The sequence below is a fragment of the Halomonas sp. KX33721 genome, from assembly GCF_001596805.1.
Lineage (GTDB): Bacteria > Pseudomonadota > Gammaproteobacteria > Pseudomonadales > Halomonadaceae > Vreelandella > Vreelandella aquamarina.
Genome location: NZ_LVIA01000015.1, coordinates 48,264 through 66,618, shown reverse-complemented (window position 1 = coordinate 66,618; position 18,355 = coordinate 48,264). Strand labels below are relative to the sequence as shown.

General features: G+C 55.4%; 15 protein-coding genes and 1 pseudogene. 7 read left to right on the top strand and 9 right to left on the bottom strand.

Features of this window, described 5'->3' with window-relative positions:
* Positions 1-15 precede the first annotated feature (15 nt).
* On the bottom strand, positions 16-1,176 hold the full coding sequence (locus tag A3220_RS06305; protein ID WP_062373841.1) for a TAXI family TRAP transporter solute-binding subunit: 1,161 nt from the start codon (positions 1,174-1,176) through the stop codon (positions 16-18).
* A gap of 235 nt (positions 1,177-1,411) precedes the next feature.
* Positions 1,412-3,115: a sulfate permease gene (sulP, locus tag A3220_RS06300; protein ID WP_062373838.1), complete on the bottom strand. Its 1,704-nt coding sequence runs from the start codon at positions 3,113-3,115 to the stop codon at positions 1,412-1,414.
* 241 nt (positions 3,116-3,356) lie between these two features.
* On the opposite strand from sulP, the gene A3220_RS06295 reads away from it, so the two are divergent.
* Positions 3,357-5,012 carry a methyl-accepting chemotaxis protein gene (locus A3220_RS06295; RefSeq protein ID WP_062373835.1) on the top strand — a complete coding sequence of 552 codons (1,656 nt, stop codon included), beginning with the start codon at positions 3,357-3,359 and terminating at the stop codon, positions 5,010-5,012.
* On the opposite strand, the gene rarD is transcribed toward A3220_RS06295, so the two are convergent.
* Positions 4,986-5,891, bottom strand: a complete 906-nt coding sequence (gene rarD, locus A3220_RS06290) for an EamA family transporter RarD (RefSeq protein ID WP_062373832.1) — start codon at positions 5,889-5,891, stop codon at positions 4,986-4,988. The genes A3220_RS06295 and rarD overlap by 27 nt on opposite strands.
* 72 nt (positions 5,892-5,963) lie before the next feature.
* Between rarD and A3220_RS06285 the strand changes: the two genes are divergently transcribed.
* Entirely contained in the window at positions 5,964-6,779 is an 816-nt protein-coding gene (locus A3220_RS06285; RefSeq protein WP_044629157.1) for an amidohydrolase, read from the top strand.
* Positions 6,779-7,483: a pseudouridine synthase gene (locus A3220_RS06280; RefSeq protein WP_062373829.1), complete on the top strand. Its 705-nt coding sequence runs from the start codon at positions 6,779-6,781 to the stop codon at positions 7,481-7,483. The genes A3220_RS06285 and A3220_RS06280 overlap by 1 nt, the downstream gene beginning before the upstream one ends.
* 115 nt (positions 7,484-7,598) lie before the next feature.
* On the opposite strand, the gene A3220_RS06275 is transcribed toward A3220_RS06280, so the two are convergent.
* From A3220_RS06275 to gloB, 6 genes and pseudogenes are all read right to left on the bottom strand, one after another.
* Positions 7,599-9,191 (bottom strand): dipeptide ABC transporter ATP-binding protein, encoded by a 1,593-nt coding sequence (locus tag A3220_RS06275; RefSeq protein WP_062373826.1) that lies wholly within the window; start codon positions 9,189-9,191, stop codon positions 7,599-7,601.
* Positions 9,184-10,272, bottom strand: coding sequence for an ABC transporter permease (locus A3220_RS06270; RefSeq protein WP_044629154.1), 1,089 nt, complete (start codon positions 10,270-10,272; stop codon positions 9,184-9,186). Before A3220_RS06270 ends, A3220_RS06275 begins: the two co-directional genes overlap by 8 nt.
* A gap of 1 nt (position 10,273) precedes the next feature.
* A complete protein-coding gene (locus A3220_RS06265; protein ID WP_062373823.1) occupies positions 10,274-11,347 on the bottom strand; it encodes a microcin C ABC transporter permease YejB in 1,074 nt (357 codons plus the stop codon).
* An 80-nt stretch (positions 11,348-11,427) separates the two neighbouring features.
* Positions 11,428-13,299, bottom strand: coding sequence for an extracellular solute-binding protein (locus tag A3220_RS06260; RefSeq protein ID WP_062373820.1), 1,872 nt, complete (start codon positions 13,297-13,299; stop codon positions 11,428-11,430).
* Between the two features lie 92 nt (positions 13,300-13,391).
* Positions 13,392-14,619 (bottom strand): annotated as a pseudogene (locus A3220_RS06255) (transglycosylase SLT domain-containing protein).
* A 30-nt stretch (positions 14,620-14,649) separates the two neighbouring features.
* Positions 14,650-15,417, bottom strand: coding sequence for a hydroxyacylglutathione hydrolase (gene gloB / locus A3220_RS06250; RefSeq protein ID WP_054641122.1), 768 nt, complete (start codon positions 15,415-15,417; stop codon positions 14,650-14,652).
* A gap of 162 nt (positions 15,418-15,579) precedes the next feature.
* Here gloB and A3220_RS06245 point away from each other — a divergent pair, with 162 nt between their 5' ends.
* Genes A3220_RS06245 through nudC form a run of 4 tightly spaced genes read left to right on the top strand, consistent with a single transcriptional unit; the run spans position 15,580 to position 18,355 of the window.
* A complete protein-coding gene (locus A3220_RS06245) occupies positions 15,580-16,380 on the top strand; it encodes a methyltransferase domain-containing protein (protein WP_054645080.1) in 801 nt (266 codons plus the stop codon).
* On the top strand, positions 16,373-16,858 hold the full coding sequence (rnhA, locus tag A3220_RS06240; protein WP_062361160.1) for a ribonuclease HI: 486 nt from the start codon (positions 16,373-16,375) through the stop codon (positions 16,856-16,858). The genes A3220_RS06245 and rnhA overlap by 8 nt, the downstream gene beginning before the upstream one ends.
* Positions 16,840-17,589 carry a DNA polymerase III subunit epsilon gene (gene dnaQ / locus A3220_RS06235; protein ID WP_062373817.1) on the top strand — a complete coding sequence of 250 codons (750 nt, stop codon included), beginning with the start codon at positions 16,840-16,842 and terminating at the stop codon, positions 17,587-17,589. The genes rnhA and dnaQ overlap by 19 nt, the downstream gene beginning before the upstream one ends.
* Complete coding sequence (gene nudC, locus A3220_RS06230) at positions 17,582-18,355, top strand: NAD(+) diphosphatase (RefSeq protein ID WP_062373814.1); 774 nt, start codon at positions 17,582-17,584, stop codon at positions 18,353-18,355. The genes dnaQ and nudC overlap by 8 nt, the downstream gene beginning before the upstream one ends.

Sequence of the window (18,355 nt, the reverse complement as noted above, 5' to 3'; positions counted from 1 at the left end):
CCGCCCCGTGGCGAGTTACTCGAAGATCGGCTCGAACCCAGCATCGGTGAGCGCCGTGGCGCGGGCGGCCATCCAGTCAGTAGTAAACGTATCGGCATCGCTGGATGCGTCTTGCATAAACTGCTCCCAGGCCTGCATTAATACGTTTTGACGCTCAACGAGTTGGTCTTGGTGGGCCTGCATCTCATCGGTCCACACGTCGATCTCTTTGTAGTACTCCACCACTGCGTCGTGGAATGGGATTACCCACTGTAGATCCTGGTACTCCAGCGCGTAGCCCACTGCACCCGGCGCGTTATCTTTGTAGTCGTCGTAGTTTTCCTGCATCGCTTTGATTAAACCGTAAGCGACATTGTCATCAAGGTCTTGATTCGCCACCACAATGGGGTAGGGATAGCTGGCGCTGGGTACCGGGTTGTCGGCGCTAATGCCGCCTGCACCGGCGGTGACTTCATGGGGGCGGAAGTAGGGTGCCACCGCCGCCATGCGTTCCCAGCCAGCTTCATCGTTAGGGTCAAGCACCGGCCAGCTAACGCCCCGTGGGCTGCTCGCGAGCTGCTGAGCGGGCGGTGTAACGGTGGTAGTGAACGAGGCGTCCACATCACCAGCAATAATGCCGTCGAAAGAGCGGGCATAGCCGGGGTAGTCAACGCGTTCAACGTCATCCCAGGTTAGGCCGCCGAAGGCAAGGTACGCCTGAGTGCCTTTGTTCAGGGCATCATCACCGCGAATATAAGCAATGCGTTTGCCTGCTAAATCGGCGGGGGTTTCAACGTCCAAATCACCCGCCACAGCCAGCGACAGACCAAACGACGCGGTAGAGGTGGTAATCACGCGCAGCGGCTGCGGACCCCAATCGCGGTCGGCAAACATCATGACCCCTTCAGCGCCGTAGTAGCTGGCGATACCGCAAGCGCACAGGTCAACGCGACCCTGTTTAAGGGGCGTCATACGGGAAACATCGTTATCACCAGGCAGAATGCGCACAGAAGAGTCGTACTTATTCTGCAGCATATTGCCAATCGCAACGGCTTGGGCGTAACCGCTAGAGTTGGTGCCGTAGGCCGTCCAGGCCATAGTGCCAGGGAGTTCTACCTCGCTGGCATGGCTGATTGATGCACTCAATAAAGAAAGGGGAAGTGCGGCGATGAGTAGGCGGTGAGCAAACGGACGCATTGAGATGCTCCTTTATTGTGGTTGCTTCTATTGTGATTGTTACTTTTAGGTTCGTTACGTTTAGCTACTTTGTGTTTTGCTATGCGGTATTTGGTTTTGCTAAGTGGTCGAGTGATAGTAGGTAAGGCTAGAGAGGCTGTCAACGCTGTTCTGGTGGGCAGTCAAAAATAGTCCTTAGGCTCACAAAAAAAGCCAGGCGGTTGCCTGGATTTTCAGTGGTTTATGCGTTCCTAAGCTAAGAGAATTGCCGCCATGCCGCGTAGGTGCTTAAAAATACCCGCCCGGTTAACGCATCCAGGAAGTCGCTTTTTTTCAACTGGTCCATCACCGGGCCTTTCACCTCTGATAAGTGCAGTTTGACGTCGGAATCTTTCAAGCGAGCATTGATGGCATCCAGACTCTCCAAGGCCGAGGCGTCAATCAGGTTGACTGCTGAACAGATCAGCACGACATGCTCAAGCTCTGGGCGGCTGGCCACCAAGTTGTAAACGGTGTCTTCGAGATAACGGGCATTGGCGAAGTAGAGGCTCTCATCGATGCGCAGTAGGGCTGCGTTGCTCACCGTCTCCACATCATGCCGCTCTACATTACGAAAGTGCTCGGTATCCGGCACTCGGCCCACTAAAGCGCTGTGAGGGCGGCTGGTGCGGTATAAAAAGAGCGCAATGGAAAGTGTTACCCCACCAATAATGCCCGCTTCAATGCCTTCCACCAGTGTTAATAGAATCGTGACCGCCATGGCGGCAAAGTCGCTACGGGAGTAGCGCCAGGTTTGGCGCAGCATGGGGATATCCACCAGGGTCAAAATAGACACCGTGATGGTGGCCGCCAGCGTTGCAATGGGTAGATGGTAGAGCCAGCCGGTAAATGCCATGGTCACAAGTGCAATGCCGAGCGCGGCAAAGGCCCCAGCAGCAGGCGTTTGTGCGCCCGCATCGTAGTTGATGACGGTGCGGGATAAGCCGCCGGTGACAGGCATGCCACTGGTAAACCCTGCCGCTAAGTTGGCGGCCCCTAAGCCAATCAGCTCCTGGTTGGGGGAGATACGCTGGCGCCGTTTTGCTGCCAGCATTTGCCCCATAGAAACCGACTCGACAAACCCCACTAGGCTAATCAACATGGCGGGTATTAATAGTGCTCGCCATAACGACGCATCCCCCCAGGGAAAGCTAAGTGCGGGCAGACCGCTGGGAATAGTGCCGACCACGGCTACCCCATGCTCGTAAGCCAACTGCCAGTGCCACGCCGCCAACGTAGTGACCACCACGGCAAAGACGGGCCCTGCTTTGGTCATTAAATCAGCGAGTGCTGCGGGAAGGCCTACCTTTATCAAGCTTTGTTTGCCATAGCGGCGCATTAACACCAGAAACAGCAGCGTTCCACCGCCAATGGCAACTGTATAAGGGTTAAACGTAGGCAGGTTAGGCAGTAGCGTCATCAGGCGCTCTACCAGAGTGAAACCGCTGCTTGAAACGCCCAGCAGGCTGCCTAACTGGCTAACGGCAATCAAAATTCCCGAAGCGGTTAAAAAGCCCGAAATAACCGGGTGGCTTAAATAGTTGCTGAAAAAGCCCATCTTTAGCGCGCCCATGGCCACCAAAATGGCACCTGAGAGCAGCGAGAGCACCAGCGCAGCCTGCAGGTACTCGGGGGTACCAGGCGCAGCCACCGAGGATAGCGCGGCCCCAGTCATCAGCGCGATGATGGCGACTGGCCCTACCGCCAGAGTGCGGCTGGTGCCAAGAAAGGTATACAGCAGTTGCGGCAGAATACTCGCATAGAGGCCTACCACGGCTGGCAATCCCGCAAGCAGGGCATAAGCTAGCGATTGAGGTATGACCATAACGGTCACAATTAAGCCTGCCAGAAGGTCGGCTCCAAGCAAACGCTTATGGTAGTGGGGCAGCCAGGTAAAAATAGGCAAATAGCGCTTAAACATAAGCTCCTATGGCTTAGGCCGAGTGTGCATAAGGGCAGCATTGAAAATAAAGGCAATAGTTTAGCGCGTTATAACGATAATTACGGCATTTGCCGTTTCCTTGCCAGCAATACACATCGCTCTTCCCCCAAAGTGCTACTTCTTTCATTAGCATAACCCGTTAAGATTACTGAGAAGAAATACTCTCCCGATTCGCATCGCTCCATGGCGCAAACATGTTAACTACAACAGAGTACCTCACATGCGACTACTTCGTTGGCTGGTGTCATTGCTACTCTTGATCGCTTCTATCTGGTTGGTGTCGCTACCAGCAGGTTGGCAATACCTTGCGGTTCCGTGCGCTGCATTAGGTGGCATGGGGGTTGTAGTTAGCGGGTTGTATAGCGTTTATGGCGCTGACCGGCAGCGCTTGAATCAGTCGGCCTTCGGGCTAAAGCCGCTGCGTGATTATAGAGCCCTGCGGGCAATGGCATACCGGTTGATGAACCGTGCCAGCAGTACCGCGATTGCTTCGGCGGAAGTGTCCCATTACGCTGACTTGATGGCTCAGCGGCTGGGCAAACAGGAGACTATGGCCAGCGAAGCGTCCTCCAGTATGAGCGCTATCAATGCTGCCATTATGCAGGTCAGTGCCAGTGCTACCCAGGTGGCCGCCCTTGCCGATAACGCACGACAGGCCAGCCATCATAATCACGATGAACTGACCGCTATCATCCATGATATGACCGATGTGGCTGAGCGCTCTAACCAAGCGCTGGATATGCTGACTGTACTCAACGATAAAATTGAGCGTGTGCGCAGCGTCACCTCGATGATTGAAGGCATTGCCGAACAGACCCATCTGCTTTCACTGAATGCCTCCATTGAAGCCGCTCGAGCAGGTGAGCATGGCAGGGGCTTTGCTGTGGTCGCAGGAGAAGTGCGTAACCTCGCTTTGAAGACTTCGACGGCGACGCAAAGCGTTGATGAGCTGGTCAAAGACATGCATCAGAGCGGTCAGAGCGTGGTGGCCACCATGGGGGATTTGATGACGCGGGTTCGCGAACGCTCCCAGGGGATGCAACGAGTAGGCAGCAGCTTAGCCACGATGACCGAAGAGTTTGATCAAGTCCAGCAGGAGATCACCAGCGTTGCCGATGCTATGGCCAGTACTAAAGAACATAGCCAAACGGTGGCCGACAGCCTGAGCCAGTTGGAGGACGATGTAGATGAAGGCAACCGCAACATGCACGAGTTGGCCCTTCAGGCGCGTGCGCTCATGGATGCCGCAGAAGGTGTTGACGGCGAACTGGCGCAGCAGCGTCTACAGGGGCGGCATCAAACCGTCTTTCTGGTTGCCCGCCAAACCGCTGACCGCATCGGTAAACTGTTTGAGAAAGCCATTGCCCGAGGGGAGCTATCAGAAAGAGCGCTGTTCCAACCAGATTATGCGGCCATTAACGGCACTCGCCCCCCGCTTTACCATACCGGGTTCGATTCTTTCACGGATCAGCAGTTGCCCAGCCTTCAGGAGCCGTTACTCAACGAATATGGCTTGAGCTACGCCATTGCTTGTGACCGTAACGGCTACGTGCCTACCCACAATGCTGCTGTAAGCCGCGCGCCAACCGGCGATTATGACCACGATCTAAAGTACTGCCGCAGTAAGCGTATTTTTGATGATCCCACCGGTAGCCGTTGCGGTGCACACGAGAAACCGCTGCTACTGCAAACCTACAAGCGTGATACTGGCGAGATCATGCACGACCTCTCAGTGCCGATTTATATTAATGGCAAGCACTGGGGCGGTTTCCGTGTTGGCTACCCGCCGGAAAAAAACACCGCAACCAGTGTGGCTCATAAAGAGCAGCCAGCGTTACCGACTGCTTCGTCAAACCGCCGCTTGACGCGGGCGTGATTGCCATGAGGACCAGGAGTAGAGCGCAAGACCGGTCCAGATCATCAAGAACGTAGCGAGTTGGATCATGCCCAGGGGCTCACCGAAAATCGTCAAGGCAATTAGGAACTGAATGCTGGGGTTGATATACATTAAGAACCCCAGCGTGGCCAAGCGTAAGCGACGCGCCGCGCCTGCAAAGGCCATCAACGGCAGGGCAGTTAAGACTCCGCTCACGACTAACAGCGCGGACATGGGCGCATCGTGGAGGAAATGTGACTCGCCCTGCCAGCTCATCCAGGTAAGCGCCATTAGCGCCAGCGGGAATAGCAGCAGCGTTTCCACGAAGAGACCTGACAGTCCATCCAGTGGCACTTGCTTACGAAACAGCCCATAGCTGCCGAAGCTAAGAGCAAGCAGCAAGCTAAGCCACGGTAATTCACCCAGCATGATAAATTGAATCGCAATGGCAAGGCTGGCGAGGCCCAGCGCCACAAGCTGTAGCTTCGCCATGACTTCCCGAAGTACTAGCATGCCCAGTGCTACATTCACCAACGGGGTGAGAAAGTAGCCTAAACTGGCTTGCAGCACCTGTTTGCTCTCCACCGCATAGATATAGATGCCCCAGTTAAAGGCGATCAGCAGCGCGCAGGCTAACACTCGGCCCAAGCGCTTAGGCTGCACCAATGCAGCCACGACCGGTGACCAGCGGCCCAACACGCTAATCAGCCCCACCAGGAATAGGCACGACCACAAAATGCGGTGAATCAAGATCTCAAAGGCCGGAATCCCGTCAAAGAGGGCAAAAAACAGCGGGAAACACCCCCACATGGTGTAGGCGGTTAAGCCAAACATGACGCCTTTGACCGCTTCAGGGTCCCTAGGAGCGGATGGAAGCATAGCAGCCTCATTAAGTAAAAATGCTAATCTAGCACACAATTGATAAAGACACCGATGCAAAGGAGACGTGGCATGAGTCAATTAAAAACTAGCCTGGTGCAGTGCGACTTACGCTGGGAAGATCCCCAAGCCAACCACACGCATTTAGAAGCACTGCTGGGTGATTTAGATAGTCGCGACACTGACCTGATTGTACTGCCAGAGATGTTTGCCACCGGTTTCACGATGAATTCCCGGGAAATGGCGCAGCCCATGAAAGAGAGCCAAAGCGTTGCCTGGCTGCAAACCCAGGCGAAGGCAAGGGGCTGCGTGGTGACCGGCAGCGTCGCCATTGTTGACGACGGCCAGTACTACAACCGTATGGTGTGGGCAACGCCAACGGGAGAAGTGAGCTACTACGACAAACGCCACCTGTTTCGCATGGCCGGGGAGCATGAGCGCTATGGCATGGGCAAGCAACGCCACATCGTAGAACTCAACGGTTTTAAGCTGCAGCTCAGCGTGTGCTACGACCTGCGTTTCCCCGTATGGATGCGCCAGCAGCCAGCAGAGGGCGAGCATTTCGAGTATGATGCCATCCTGTGCGTGGCTAATTGGCCCGCTCCTCGGCGGCATCCGTGGCGTACCTTGCTACAGGCGCGCGCGGTGGAAAACCTCGCCTACGTGGTGGGTGTTAACCGCGTGGGTGAAGATGCCAAGGGGCTGGCCTATAGTGGCGACTCCATGCTGGTCGATTTTAAAGGCGAACCGCTGATCGACCATCCTGCCCATACTCCGTTTATTGAAACGGGGACGCTAGATAAAACGGACCTAGATGCCTTTCGTGAAAAATTTCCTGCCTGGCAAGATGCCGACCGCTTTTCGTTGCTGCCAGGAGTGGGGCAATAATGCGCCTTGATCGTTTTTTAAGTGAGACCACACCGCTAACCCGCAGCCTAGCAAAACGTGCGCTTAAAAACGGTGAAGTGACGCTCAATGGCGAACCGATCAAGCAGGCGGCCACCCAGGTAGATACTGAAAATGACGAAGTGAAGCTCAACGGCGAACGGCTCGCCCTAGTGGGGCTTCGCTACGTGATGATGCATAAACCGCTGGATGTGGAGTGTACCGCTCGCCGGGGTCTCTACCCGCGGGTAATCGACATTATCGACTTACCTAAAGTGGAGCGGCTGCAGCCAGTAGGGCGGCTAGATGTGGATACCACGGGCCTACTGTTACTGACCGATGATGGCCAATGGTCGCACCGAGTGACCTCGCCACGCCACCGCTGTGCCAAAGTCTATATAGCGGAGTTGGCTGAGCCGATGGAAGGCGAGGCCGCCCAGCAGGCGATAGAACAGGTGGCTGAGGGTATCTTACTGGAAGGTGAGGAAACGCCTACCCAGCCCGCCACGCTGCGTTTTATCACCCCGCAACAAGCGGAACTCACCATTACCGAAGGGCGCTACCATCAGGTGAAGCGCATGTTTGCCGCTTTAGGCAACCACGTTAACACGCTACATCGCCGCTCGATTGGTGATGTATTGTTGCCCGATGACCTTGCTCCTGGCGAATGGCGGGAGCTTACCCCGGAAGAGATCGCCAGCTTTTAAGCGACCTTTTCCGTTGAGATACCGCAATGGACTAGATGTCCATTGCGGTATCTTGTTTCGACTAAAAACAGCAGAACATCCGGAAAATTGCTTAAACAAAAAGTTAAGCAGGCACTTAGTGCAAGTGCGCAGCTTCGATGAGTGCTTTGGTATAGGCGTGTTGAGGGGCAGCAAGTACGTCCAAGCAGTTGCCTTGTTCGACCACTTCGCCATCTTTTAGCACCATGACCCGATGGGCCATCGCCCGTACCACGGCAAGGTCGTGGCTGATAAACAGATAGCTAAGCTGGCGGCGGGCTTGCAGTTCGCGCAGCAGCACAACCAGCTGCTTTTGCACGGTGCGGTCAAGCGCTGACGTGGGTTCATCTAGCACCAGCAGTTCCGGCTCTAAAATAATCGCTCGGGCTACGGCAATGCGTTGGCGCTGTCCGCCGGAAAACTCGTGAGGGTAGCGGGCCGCACAGCTTTCCGGTAAGCCGACTTCCCACAAGGTGCGGTGTACCCGTTCGGCCACTTCCGCATCGGTAAGCTTTGGATAGTGAAAGCGCAAGCCTTCACTGACAATATCGAATACCGGCATCCGCGGTGAAAGGGCACCGTAGGGGTCCTGAAACACCATCTGCAGACGATGGCGCTGGCGGCGCAGCGCGTCACCCGAGAGCTGGCTGAGCGGTGTATCGCCAAGCTGCACCTCGCCCTGGCTGGCGACCAAACGCATAATCGCCGAGGCGAGTGTCGTTTTACCGGACCCCGACTCTCCAACAATGCCCAGGGTTTCACCGGGGGCAATAGTCAGGTTGGTGGCCTTTAACGCCTCAAAGGCGGGAGGCTGGCGCTGAAACAGCCCCGTTTTAGGCCGCTTAAAGCTTACCCGCAGTTGCTGTGTTGTCAGCAGAGGCGTTGTGTTTGCGGGTTCTGCAGGGCGGCCTTCGGGTTCGGCGGCAATCAGTGCTTTGGTGTAATCGCTTTGTGGGTTGCTAAACACCTCGGTAACGCTGCCGGTTTCCTGCACCTTGCCCTGATACATCACGCAGACGCGGTCGGCGTGGCGGCGTACCAGGTTTAAGTCATGACTAATCAGCAGTACGCCCATGCCGTGCTGGTCGCGCAGTTCTTTAAGCAGCGCGAGAATCTCCTGCTGCACGGTGACATCGAGTGCGGTGGTGGGTTCATCGGCAATCAGTAGCGCAGGGTTGTTGGCAATCGCCATGGCAATCATCACCCGCTGGCGCTGCCCGCCAGAGAGCTGATGAGGCCAAGCATCCAGCAACTCGTCAGGGCGAGGCAGTTTGACTTGCTCAAGCAGCGTTTTTGCTTTGCTGCGAGCGGCTGAACCGCTCAGCCCTTGGTGTAGCCGCAGCGTTTCGCTAATCTGTTTGCCAATGCGGTGCAGCGGGTTAAGCGAGGTCATCGGCTCCTGAAAAATGAACCCAACACGATTGCCACGAATGCCGTTCCAGTCGCGCTTGTTTAGCCGCGTCAGGTCGGTCTCTTCCAGCCAGCGCTGACCGCGCACTTCCGCATTGCTTGGCAGTAGGTCGATGGCCCCTAGTGCGGAAACCGACTTACCCGAGCCGGACTCCCCGACAATGGCCAGTGTTTCGCCAGCGTTAACCGTTAGCGAAAGAGCGTCCACGACCACATTGCCATCAAAAGATACCGTTAACTCTTTAAGACGCAGTAACGGTTTGGTAGTGGGTTCAGACATGGGGCGTTTCCTGAGCAGAATTTTCCTGGACAGAGATAGGACGCTGTTTAACATGGCGTGGGTCGAAGGCGTCGCGTAGGCCTTCGCCAATAAATACCAGCAGGGAAAGCATGATCGCCAGGGTCATAAAGGCGGTGATCCCTAACCAAGGGGCGTGCAGGTTATTTTTGCCCTGGGCGGCTAGCTCACCCAGCGATGGAGCGCCCGGTGGCAACCCAAAGCCGAGGAAGTCCAGTGCGGTTAACGTGCCGATGGCACCAGTGAACAGAAAGGGAATAAACGTCAGCGTGGCGACCATGGCATTAGGCAGTACGTGCCGCCACATAATCAGCCGTGAAGGAAGCCCCATGGCTTTGGCGGCGCGAACGTACTCTAGGTTGCGGGCCCGCAAAAACTCGGCACGAACAATATCCACAAGCCCCAGCCAGGAGAAAAGCAGCATGATACCCAGCAGCCACCAGAAGCCAGGCTGTACAAAACTGGCCAAAATAATCAATAAAAACAGTACCGGCAGCCCCGACCAAATTTCAGTAACTCGCTGGCCAATGAGATCCACCTTGCCGCCGAAGTAGCCCTGTACCCCGCCAGCAAAAACGCCAATCACCAATGACCCAGCGGTGAGCACTAGCGCAAATGCTACGGATAGCCTGAACCCATAAATCACCCGCGCCAGTACGTCGCGGCCCTGGTCGTCGGTGCCCAGCCAGTGGCGGCTATCCGGCGGTGCAGGCGAGGGTTGCGTCATCTGCATATCCAGGGTTTGATAGGAGAACGGAATGATCGGCCAGAGCGCCCAGCCGTGGTCGCTGATCTGCTGCTGGATAAACGGGTCCAGGTAATCGGCACGGGTAGGGAGGAAACCTCCGAACTCGGTTTCTGGATAATCCACCAGCAGCGGCACGTACCACTGGCCGTCATACTGCATCACAATAGGTTTGTCGTTGGCGACCAGCTCGGCAAACAGGCTAATGATAAACAGGATGCCAAAGAGCCACAGCGAGATACGTGCACGGCGGTTAGCTTTAAACGCTGCCAGTCGGCGCAAGGTAATAGGCGAGAGGCGTGAGGTAAGAACGTGCATATTAAGACTCCCTCGACGCGAAATCGATACGCGGATCAACCCACACATAGGTTAAGTCCGAGATCAGTTTGAGCAGCAGCCCGATGACGGTATAGAGAAACAGCGTACCGAAGATTACCGGATAGTCACGCTGCATGACCGCTTCAAAGCCCAGCAGGCCCAGCCCATCCAGGGAGAAAATCACCTCGATCAGCAGCGCGCCGGTAAAGAAAATACCGATCATTGCCGAGGGCAGACCCGCGATAATAATTAGCATGGCATTGCGAAAGACGTGCCCATACAGCACGCGCTGCTCATCGGCGCCTTTGGCTCGGGCAGTGAGTACATACTGCTTATGGATTTCATCCAGAAAGCTATTTTTGGTTAGCATGGTGAGGGTGGCGAAGCTACCAATGGCCGCCGCGATAACCGGCAGGGTGATGTGCCAGAAGTAGTCTTTCACTTTGCCCCAAGCGGATAGTTCGGCAAAATCCGGCGAGGTCAGCCCGCGTAGCGGGAACCAGTCCAGGTAGGTGCCGCCAGCAAACAGTACGATTAGTAGAATGGCGAACAGAAAACCAGGAATCGCATACCCGACAATGACCAGCCCCGATGTCCATACGTCGAAGCGTGAACCGTGGCGCAGGGCTTTACGAATGCCTAACGGAATGGAAATCACATAGACCAGCAGGGTGGTCCATAAACCGAGGGAGATCGACACCGGCAGCCGCTCGATCATCAGGTCAATCACCGGCCTGTCTCTAAAAAAGCTGGTGCCGAAATCCAAGGTGAGATAGTCCGCCATCATGCCGATGAAGCGTTCATGGGCAGGCTTATCAAAGCCAAACTGCTGCTCCAACTGTTCGATAAAGCGCGGGTCGATACCGCGCGCCCCGCGGGAGTCATCGTTGACCTGTACATCGGCACCGCCCATATCCAGCCGTGTGCTGGCCATGGCGTTAGCGCCTTCAAAACGCGCCAGCATTTGGTCAATCGGCCCGCCGGGGGCGGCTTGCACAATCATGAAGTTAAGCAGCATGATCCCGAACAGAGTCGGGATCATTAGTAGCAGTCGGCGTAGGGTATAACGTGCCACAGTGCACTCCACGAAATGATGTAAACAGGCTATTGTTGTGAGCGATTGTGATAAACGAAGGTCAGCCGCAACGACAAACGCTAGCGGCGACGATTACGTCGCTGCAGCGCTGCTTCACGTTCGCTATCTACCCACCAGGCATCTAAATCCATGGCGTAGGCGGGAAATGGTTCCGGGTAACCAAACTTATCCCATACTGCAATGCGTGTCTCGCCGGAGTGGTAGTGGGGGATCACATAAAAGCCCCAGCGCAGCACCCTATCAAGGGCGCGGGTAGCGGTATCCAGTGACTCGCGGTCTTCTGCCCGAATGATCTCTTCCACCAGGGCATCAACGGCGGGGTGGGCCAGTGCCATCCGATTGCGGCTTTGCGGCGCTTCGGCGGCGGCGCTGGTCCAGTAGTCCCGCTGTTCGTTACCGGGGTTATTGGATTGCGGGAAGTGGCTGATCACTATGTCGTAGTCATAATCCCGTACGCGGTTAAGGTACTGGTTGATATCGACAATGCGTAGGGAGGTCTGAATACCCAAGCGCGCCATGTTCCGCAGCATGGGCTGCACAACGCGCTCTAAGCCGGAGTCGTAAAGCAGTACCTCCAGCGAGAGTGGGCGGCCTTCAGCATTAACCAGTACGCCATCATCGACGCGGTAACCCGCTTCACGCAGAAGCTCAAGCGCTAGCCTTAAGCGTTCACGAAGCTCCACCGGATGCTCAATGGGGAGTGGATCAGTGAAAAGCCGCTCTGACTGATGAGATGCCAGCAGCTCATCACGAAACGGTTCGAGCAACGCCAGTTCAGCCTCGGAGGGTTCGCCGATGGCTTCCATTTCCGAGTTTTGGAAGAAGCTCTCCGTGCGAGCGTAGGTGTTATAGAAAATATTGGTGTTTAACCAGGGGAAGTCGAACGTCAGGCTCAAGGCTTCACGCACCCGTGGGTCTTGAAATTTCTCTTCGCGGAGATTGAAGACAAACGCCTGCATCATCGACGGGTTTACATCAGGAACGGTGATGCGCTTAATCAGGCCATCTTGGTAGGCGGGAAAGTTGTAGCCAATGGCCCAGGTGGCTGCGCGGGCATCAATACGGAAATCTGTTAACCCGGCTTTAAACGCCTCCCAGGCGATATCCCGGTCTCGATAGTATTCGTATACCACACGGTCGATGTTGTAACGGCCGACGTTGACCGGCAGATCTTTGCCCCAGTAGGTCTCGTTGCGCTGGTACACAATGCGTCGCCCTGGGTCCACTTCGCTAATCCGGTAGGGGCCAGAGCCAGGGTGGGCCGCCAGGGTAGGCGCGCTAAAGTCGCGGGGTTCCCAGTAGTGGCGGGGCAAAATGGGTAGCTGGGCCACAATCAGCGGCAGCTCCCGAGACTCGGTATCGTTGAACTCGAAGCGTACCTGATGTTCGTTTATAGCGATGACTTGCTCAACGCCCGCATAATAGCTGGCATAGAAGGGGTTACCCTCTTCACGTAGCAAGTCAAAGGAGAATACTACGTCGTAGGCAGTGACCGGCTCGCCATCCTGAAAGCGGGCTTCCTCACGTAGGTCGAACTCAATCCAGCGGCGCTCAGGATCCAGGCGCACGCCTTTCGCTAGTAAGCCATAAAGGCTAAACGGCTCATTGGGGTTGCTGGCCATCAGCGTGTCATAAATTTGAGAAATGCCGGTGGCGGGCGTTCCGCGAATAATAAAAGGATTGGTGGAATCGAAGCTACCGCCTACGGCGGTGTGTGTAATGGAGCCGCCTTTAGGAGCTTGCGGATTAACGTGGGGAAAGTAGGCGAAATCTTCCGGCAATTCCGGGCTATCGTAAAGCGATAGCCCATGCACCGTTTCAACAGCAGTAGTGGTGGTGTCAACGGCCTCATCTGAAGCAGATAGCGACACACTCAGCAGCAAGCCGCTTATTAGCAAAAGCGTTTTAGTGAACATCACACCACGTGGCATTGGCAACTTCCTGTAGTAACAAAACCTAGGTGAACACCTTGCAAAGCCTTAATTCTAAACTACTGATCTGATGCGTTAGTAGCCAGAGAGTGTTAACGACCAGAGAGCGACAGCAGCTGTCCTGGCTGCAGTGCTTCCGGGCGATCTATAGCATTCCACCTGATTAAGTCTTGCTGATCAAGATTATACTGCGCGGCGATAGCAGAAAGATTATCGCCTCTTTCAACGCGATGCACGGAAGGCGTGCTGGCCGAGGCAAGCACAGCATCGTCTGACTGCGAAAGCTGAGCTAATACCTGAGTATCAACTTCTTCAGGCACTAGAAGCGTCTGTGCACTGCGTGGGTCGAGGCTGCCATTCAGCAGGCCAGGATTTAGCTCGGCCAGCGCGGACTGGCTGACATCTAATAGCTGGGAGGCTTGGGCTAAGCTCACCGGCTGTTCCAGTTGAACTTTCGCAAACGCGGGGTCTGGATGGATATCCGGCAGGCTGACACCGTACTTCTCTGGGTCGTTAATAATCGTCGCAATTGCCTTGAGCTTAGGTACGTACTGCATGGTTTCGTGGGGGAGGGAAAGATCCCAGTATTTGCCATCCAACCCTTGGCTCTGTGCTTGGCGCTGAGCCCGGTTCACGGTGCCAGCGCCAGCATTGTAAGCCGCCAGTGATAGCATCAGGTCGCCTTCGTACCACTGATCTGCCTGCATCTCTAGATAATCTAGCGCGGCTTCTGTCGAAGTCACAACATCCAAACGGCCATCATAGTTGCCGTTACGCACCAGCCCTAAGGCATCGCCGGTGCCTGGCATAAACTGCCACAGGCCAGCAGCACCTAAGTGACTGCGCGCACTGGGGTCGAACGAGCTTTCAACGAAAGGAATTAGGGCAATTTCGCCGGGCAGGCCGCGGTCGCTGACCTGCTGCGCAATCCAGGCAAGCCAAGGGGTGGCGCGCTCGGTAATAGCCGCGATGTTATGCGGGCTGGAGCGGTAGTACTCAATCCACTCATCGACTCTAGCCTGAGCATCGGCAGGCAATTTTTTTTTCCTGCCATTGGAAGCTTGAGCGTAGCGAGCTCCAGGCATCTTGGGGTTCAAGCACAAGGGCTTCCCAGAAGTGGTGATGCAACGCAGTAGGCTGAAAACGATTGGCATTTTTCTGGTTGCCATCGTCCATCGATGTGTCATTAGCAGTGGTATAGGTGCGGTTTGTGTCAGTGGCAGAGGCTTGAGAGTTTGCCGCAGCGGCCAGAAAAAGGCCCATTATTACGGTACTGCCAGCGCTTAACAGTAAGCGCTGGCGAATCGTTCGATAGGTCATAGTTTGGTTCGTTTCTATTCGATAGCGTTCTTAAAAACGGTTCTTCCACTCCCGTAGAGTGGTGAACGTGGCGAGGTCATCATCGTTTGCCCCCTGAGAGCCTGCCGCTTGGCGCACGCTATCGGTGCCCACGCGCAGGTAGGGGTTGATTTTCAGCTCGCGTCCTATCGTGCTGGGTAAAGTAGGCCGGTCTAACATCCGTGCCTTCTCACACTCCTGCAGTGCATGCGTAACAGCATCATTATCAGGGTCGGCAGCACGTGCAAACGTCAGGTTCGCCTGCGTGTATTCATGTGCTGCAAAGACCAGGGTATCTTCAGGTAGTTCCGCAAAGCGGTTCAATGAAGTAAACATCTGCTCTGGGGTGCCTTCAAACAAGCGTCCGCAACCGGCGCAAAATAGCGTGTCGCCGCAGAAAAGCAGGCCAGGAATACCCGGCGTAAAGTAGCTAATGTGATCAAGCGTATGGCCAGGAGTGGCCATAACTTCAAACAGGCGCCCCATAATGCGTACTTGGTCCCCTTCGCCCACTCGCTCATCAATTCCTTTGATGCTGGGGTTGTCAGGACCAATCACACGGGGTGAATAGCGCTTGGCTAGCGCATCTAGTCCGCCAGTGTGGTCCTGATGATGATGAGTAATCAGAATGGTATCCAGAGTGAGCGATTCACGCTCGAGGAACTCGATGACAGGCGCGGCTTCACCGGGGTCCACCACGCAAACACTTTGACTGGTATCCTGTCTTATTAGCCAAATATAGTTGTCGCTTAGGGCGGGAATCGGTGTCACGCTCATCATGGGCGAGATCCTTTGAAATTCGAAATAAGTAATCGGTGAAATAAAGTAATAGTAGTGACCGTAACTGGATAAGTGGACACTAAAATTCAATATTTAACTGGGCGCGAGTGTACTGGCGCCAACGTCGCTAAAAGTCAGTTACTTTGGAGGGAAGCGCTGTTCATGTCAAATTCGTCGATGGCACCGATGCTCGCTCAGCGGATGGCTCAGAGCCAGGCGTACTGGCAAACAGAGGCGGGCCGAGCTTTGTGGGAAACTCAACGAGCTTGTTTAGGGCCGCTGGTAGAGGGGCGCAAAGGCGGGCATAGCTTAGAGATGAGCATGGGACCTGCGTTAATGACGATGTCAGCCATTCCTCACATGATTCGCTGGGCACCCACTCGCGCCCTTGCTGTATCTTCATCAAGCCTAGTGTGCCCGCCAGGCCAGCTGGCACTGCCAGACCGCTGCATCGACACCATGGTGTTACACCACTGGCTAGAGCATGTCTCTGATGCCCACTATACCCTTCAAGAGGCTGCGCGGGTGACGGCAGATAACGGCGTTTTGGTGCTGTTTGGCTTTAATCCTATCAGCGTTAGTGGGATTACACAGCGCTGGCGTAAGAAACAGGCTCAGTTTCCATGGAACGGGCGATGGCGAAGCGCTAACCGGCTGCGCGACTGGCTGGCGTTTGTCGACTTTGAGGTGGAGCGCGTAGACTATTGCTGTTTTCGTGGCCTAGTGAACGCTAAGTGTGGCGAACCTTGGGAAGCTTGGGGGAGAAGGCACAACCTCCCTCTTGGTGAAGGCTACATGATCCAGGCGCAGCGGCGTCAACGTCACGCCCCCATTCAACGCGTTAAATTTGGCTTACGTGCGCCTGTGTCATCATCAACCCTAGGTGCGACTCGAACCGGCGCTTCGGCGCGCTACCAGTTATCAGAGCAATGTCGTCAAAAAAAGGACAGCGAGCGTGAGTAAGCAAGAAGCCGAGGGGCTGCCTCAGGTTACGGTGTATACCGACGGGGCGTGTCGAGGCAATCCTGGCCCAGGTGGCTGGGGGGTAGTGTTAGAAAGCGGCCCCCATCAAAAAACGTTGAAAGGCTATGAAGCCGAGACAACCAACAATCGCATGGAGTTAATGGCGGCGATCATGGCACTGCGCACCTTGAACAAGCCATGTTGTGTCGCGCTATGGACCGATTCGCAATATGTACGCCAGGGCATTACCCAGTGGATCCATAATTGGATTAAGCGCGGTTGGAAAACGGCGTCCAAGCAGCCCGTGAAAAATGCTGAGCTCTGGAAGACCCTCCACGAAGAAACCCAGCGGCATCAAGTAGAGTGGCACTGGGTAAAAGGGCACAGTGGTCATCCTGGTAATGAGCGTGCAGATGAGTTGGCTAATGAAGCCATCGATGAACACCAGAGGAGAGCGGCATGCGCCAAGTCATCCTAGATACGGAAACCACCGGCATTGACCCCAAAGATGGCCACCGACTGGTAGAGATCGGTGCCGTCGAGATGATTAATCGACGCTTTACCGGGCGCACCTACCACCAATACATCAACCCAGAGCGCCATATTGATGCAGAAGTGGTGGCGGTACACGGTATTGATGACGCTAAAGTCGCCGACGAGCCGGTTTTTGCCGAAATTGCAGATGATTTTTGGGCGTTTATTGAAGGGGCTGAGCTAGTCATTCATAACGCACCCTTCGATGTTGGCTTTATTGATCATGAACTAGGCATGCTTAATAAGCGCCGCCAAGCTCCCGCGTTAGGCCCAGTGCGGGACCACTGTCGGATTCTGGATACGCTCGTCATGGCACGGGAGATGCACCCCGGCCAGCGTAATAGTCTGGATGCGCTGTGTAAGCGGTACGATATTGATAATGGTCACCGGGTACTTCACGGAGCACTGTTAGACGCCGAAATCCTGGCTGATGTCTACCTAGCAATGACGGGGGGACAAACGGCGCTTACGCTAGATGCCGACAGCGGTGGCGAAAAAAATCAGCAAAACCAGGCTAATGAAGGACTGTCGGTGCAGCGACTGTCGTTAACACCTGGCCAGTTACGGGTAGTGCGCCCAAGCGATGAAGAGCGTGCTGCCCATCAAGCTAAGTGCGAAGCGCACCAGTTGCGCTGGTTTCAAGAACCGTTAGACGGTACAACTGCCGATGCTTAAACGTGAAATTCCTCATCATGCTAGAGAAGGGCGGGTGGTCCGCGTTTCTCGTAGCCATATTGCGCCAGCACCATTAACCGGAGAGCTAAGCCCGCTCCAGCCGTTTCAGCCCTGGAACGAACACATGCAGCCGCTGTGCTACTGGCACGATGAGCCCGTGGCGCTGCTGGTGGAGAATAAGCCGGGCGATGACTGGATTGACGGACGCCAGTGGCTAGGGGAACTGCCTGCCTCCTGGTTTGGTCTGCTCTCAACGGCCTTGCAGGTAGGCGCCTGGCTTGAGAACCATCGCTTCTGCGGCCGCTGCGGCGAAAAGGCGACCAAGCTTGAAGCAGAGTTCGCGATGCACTGCTATGCCTGCGGTCATCGTAACTATCCGCGTATTTCGCCCTGTATCATTACTTTGGTGACCAGTGGAGAAGCGATGCTGCTAGCCCGTAGCCCGCGTTTTCCACCTGGGCGTTACTCTACTTTGGCAGGGTTTGTTGAGCCTGGGGAGTCGGCGGAAGAGGCCGTGCATCGAGAGATATTTGAAGAGGTGGGCGTGCATGTGGACCAACTGCGTTACCACCATAGTCAGGCGTGGCCTTTTCCGCATTCGCTGATGTTTGGCTTTTTTGCCGAAGCCACCACGCGGCGCATCAGAATTGATGGCGTGGAAATTAGCGACGCCGCGTGGTTTTCGCCGCGGCAGTTACCGTCGCTGCCGCCGCCTTACTCTATTTCGCGAGACTTGATCGAAACTCACTTGGCCAAGTGGCGCTAA

Excerpts from the sequence above, each read along its gene's own strand:
- A3220_RS06305 (WP_062373841.1), bottom strand. The coding sequence starts at position 1,176 with ATGCGTCCGTTTGCTCACCGCCTACTCATCGCCGCACTTCCCCTTTCT.
- sulP (WP_062373838.1), bottom strand. The coding sequence starts at position 3,115 with ATGTTTAAGCGCTATTTGCCTATTTTTACCTGGCTGCCCCACTACCAT.
- A3220_RS06295 (WP_062373835.1), top strand. The coding sequence starts at position 3,357 with ATGCGACTACTTCGTTGGCTGGTGTCATTGCTACTCTTGATCGCTTCT.
- rarD (WP_062373832.1), bottom strand. The coding sequence starts at position 5,891 with ATGCTTCCATCCGCTCCTAGGGACCCTGAAGCGGTCAAAGGCGTCATG.
- A3220_RS06285 (WP_044629157.1), top strand. The coding sequence starts at position 5,964 with ATGAGTCAATTAAAAACTAGCCTGGTGCAGTGCGACTTACGCTGGGAA.
- A3220_RS06280 (WP_062373829.1), top strand. The coding sequence starts at position 6,779 with ATGCGCCTTGATCGTTTTTTAAGTGAGACCACACCGCTAACCCGCAGC.
- A3220_RS06275 (WP_062373826.1), bottom strand. The coding sequence starts at position 9,191 with ATGTCTGAACCCACTACCAAACCGTTACTGCGTCTTAAAGAGTTAACG.
- A3220_RS06270 (WP_044629154.1), bottom strand. The coding sequence starts at position 10,272 with ATGCACGTTCTTACCTCACGCCTCTCGCCTATTACCTTGCGCCGACTG.
- A3220_RS06260 (WP_062373820.1), bottom strand. The coding sequence starts at position 13,299 with ATGCCACGTGGTGTGATGTTCACTAAAACGCTTTTGCTAATAAGCGGC.
- gloB (WP_054641122.1), bottom strand. The coding sequence starts at position 15,417 with ATGATGAGCGTGACACCGATTCCCGCCCTAAGCGACAACTATATTTGG.
- A3220_RS06245 (WP_054645080.1), top strand. The coding sequence starts at position 15,580 with ATGTCAAATTCGTCGATGGCACCGATGCTCGCTCAGCGGATGGCTCAG.
- dnaQ (WP_062373817.1), top strand. The coding sequence starts at position 16,840 with ATGCGCCAAGTCATCCTAGATACGGAAACCACCGGCATTGACCCCAAA.
- nudC (WP_062373814.1), top strand. The coding sequence starts at position 17,582 with ATGCTTAAACGTGAAATTCCTCATCATGCTAGAGAAGGGCGGGTGGTC.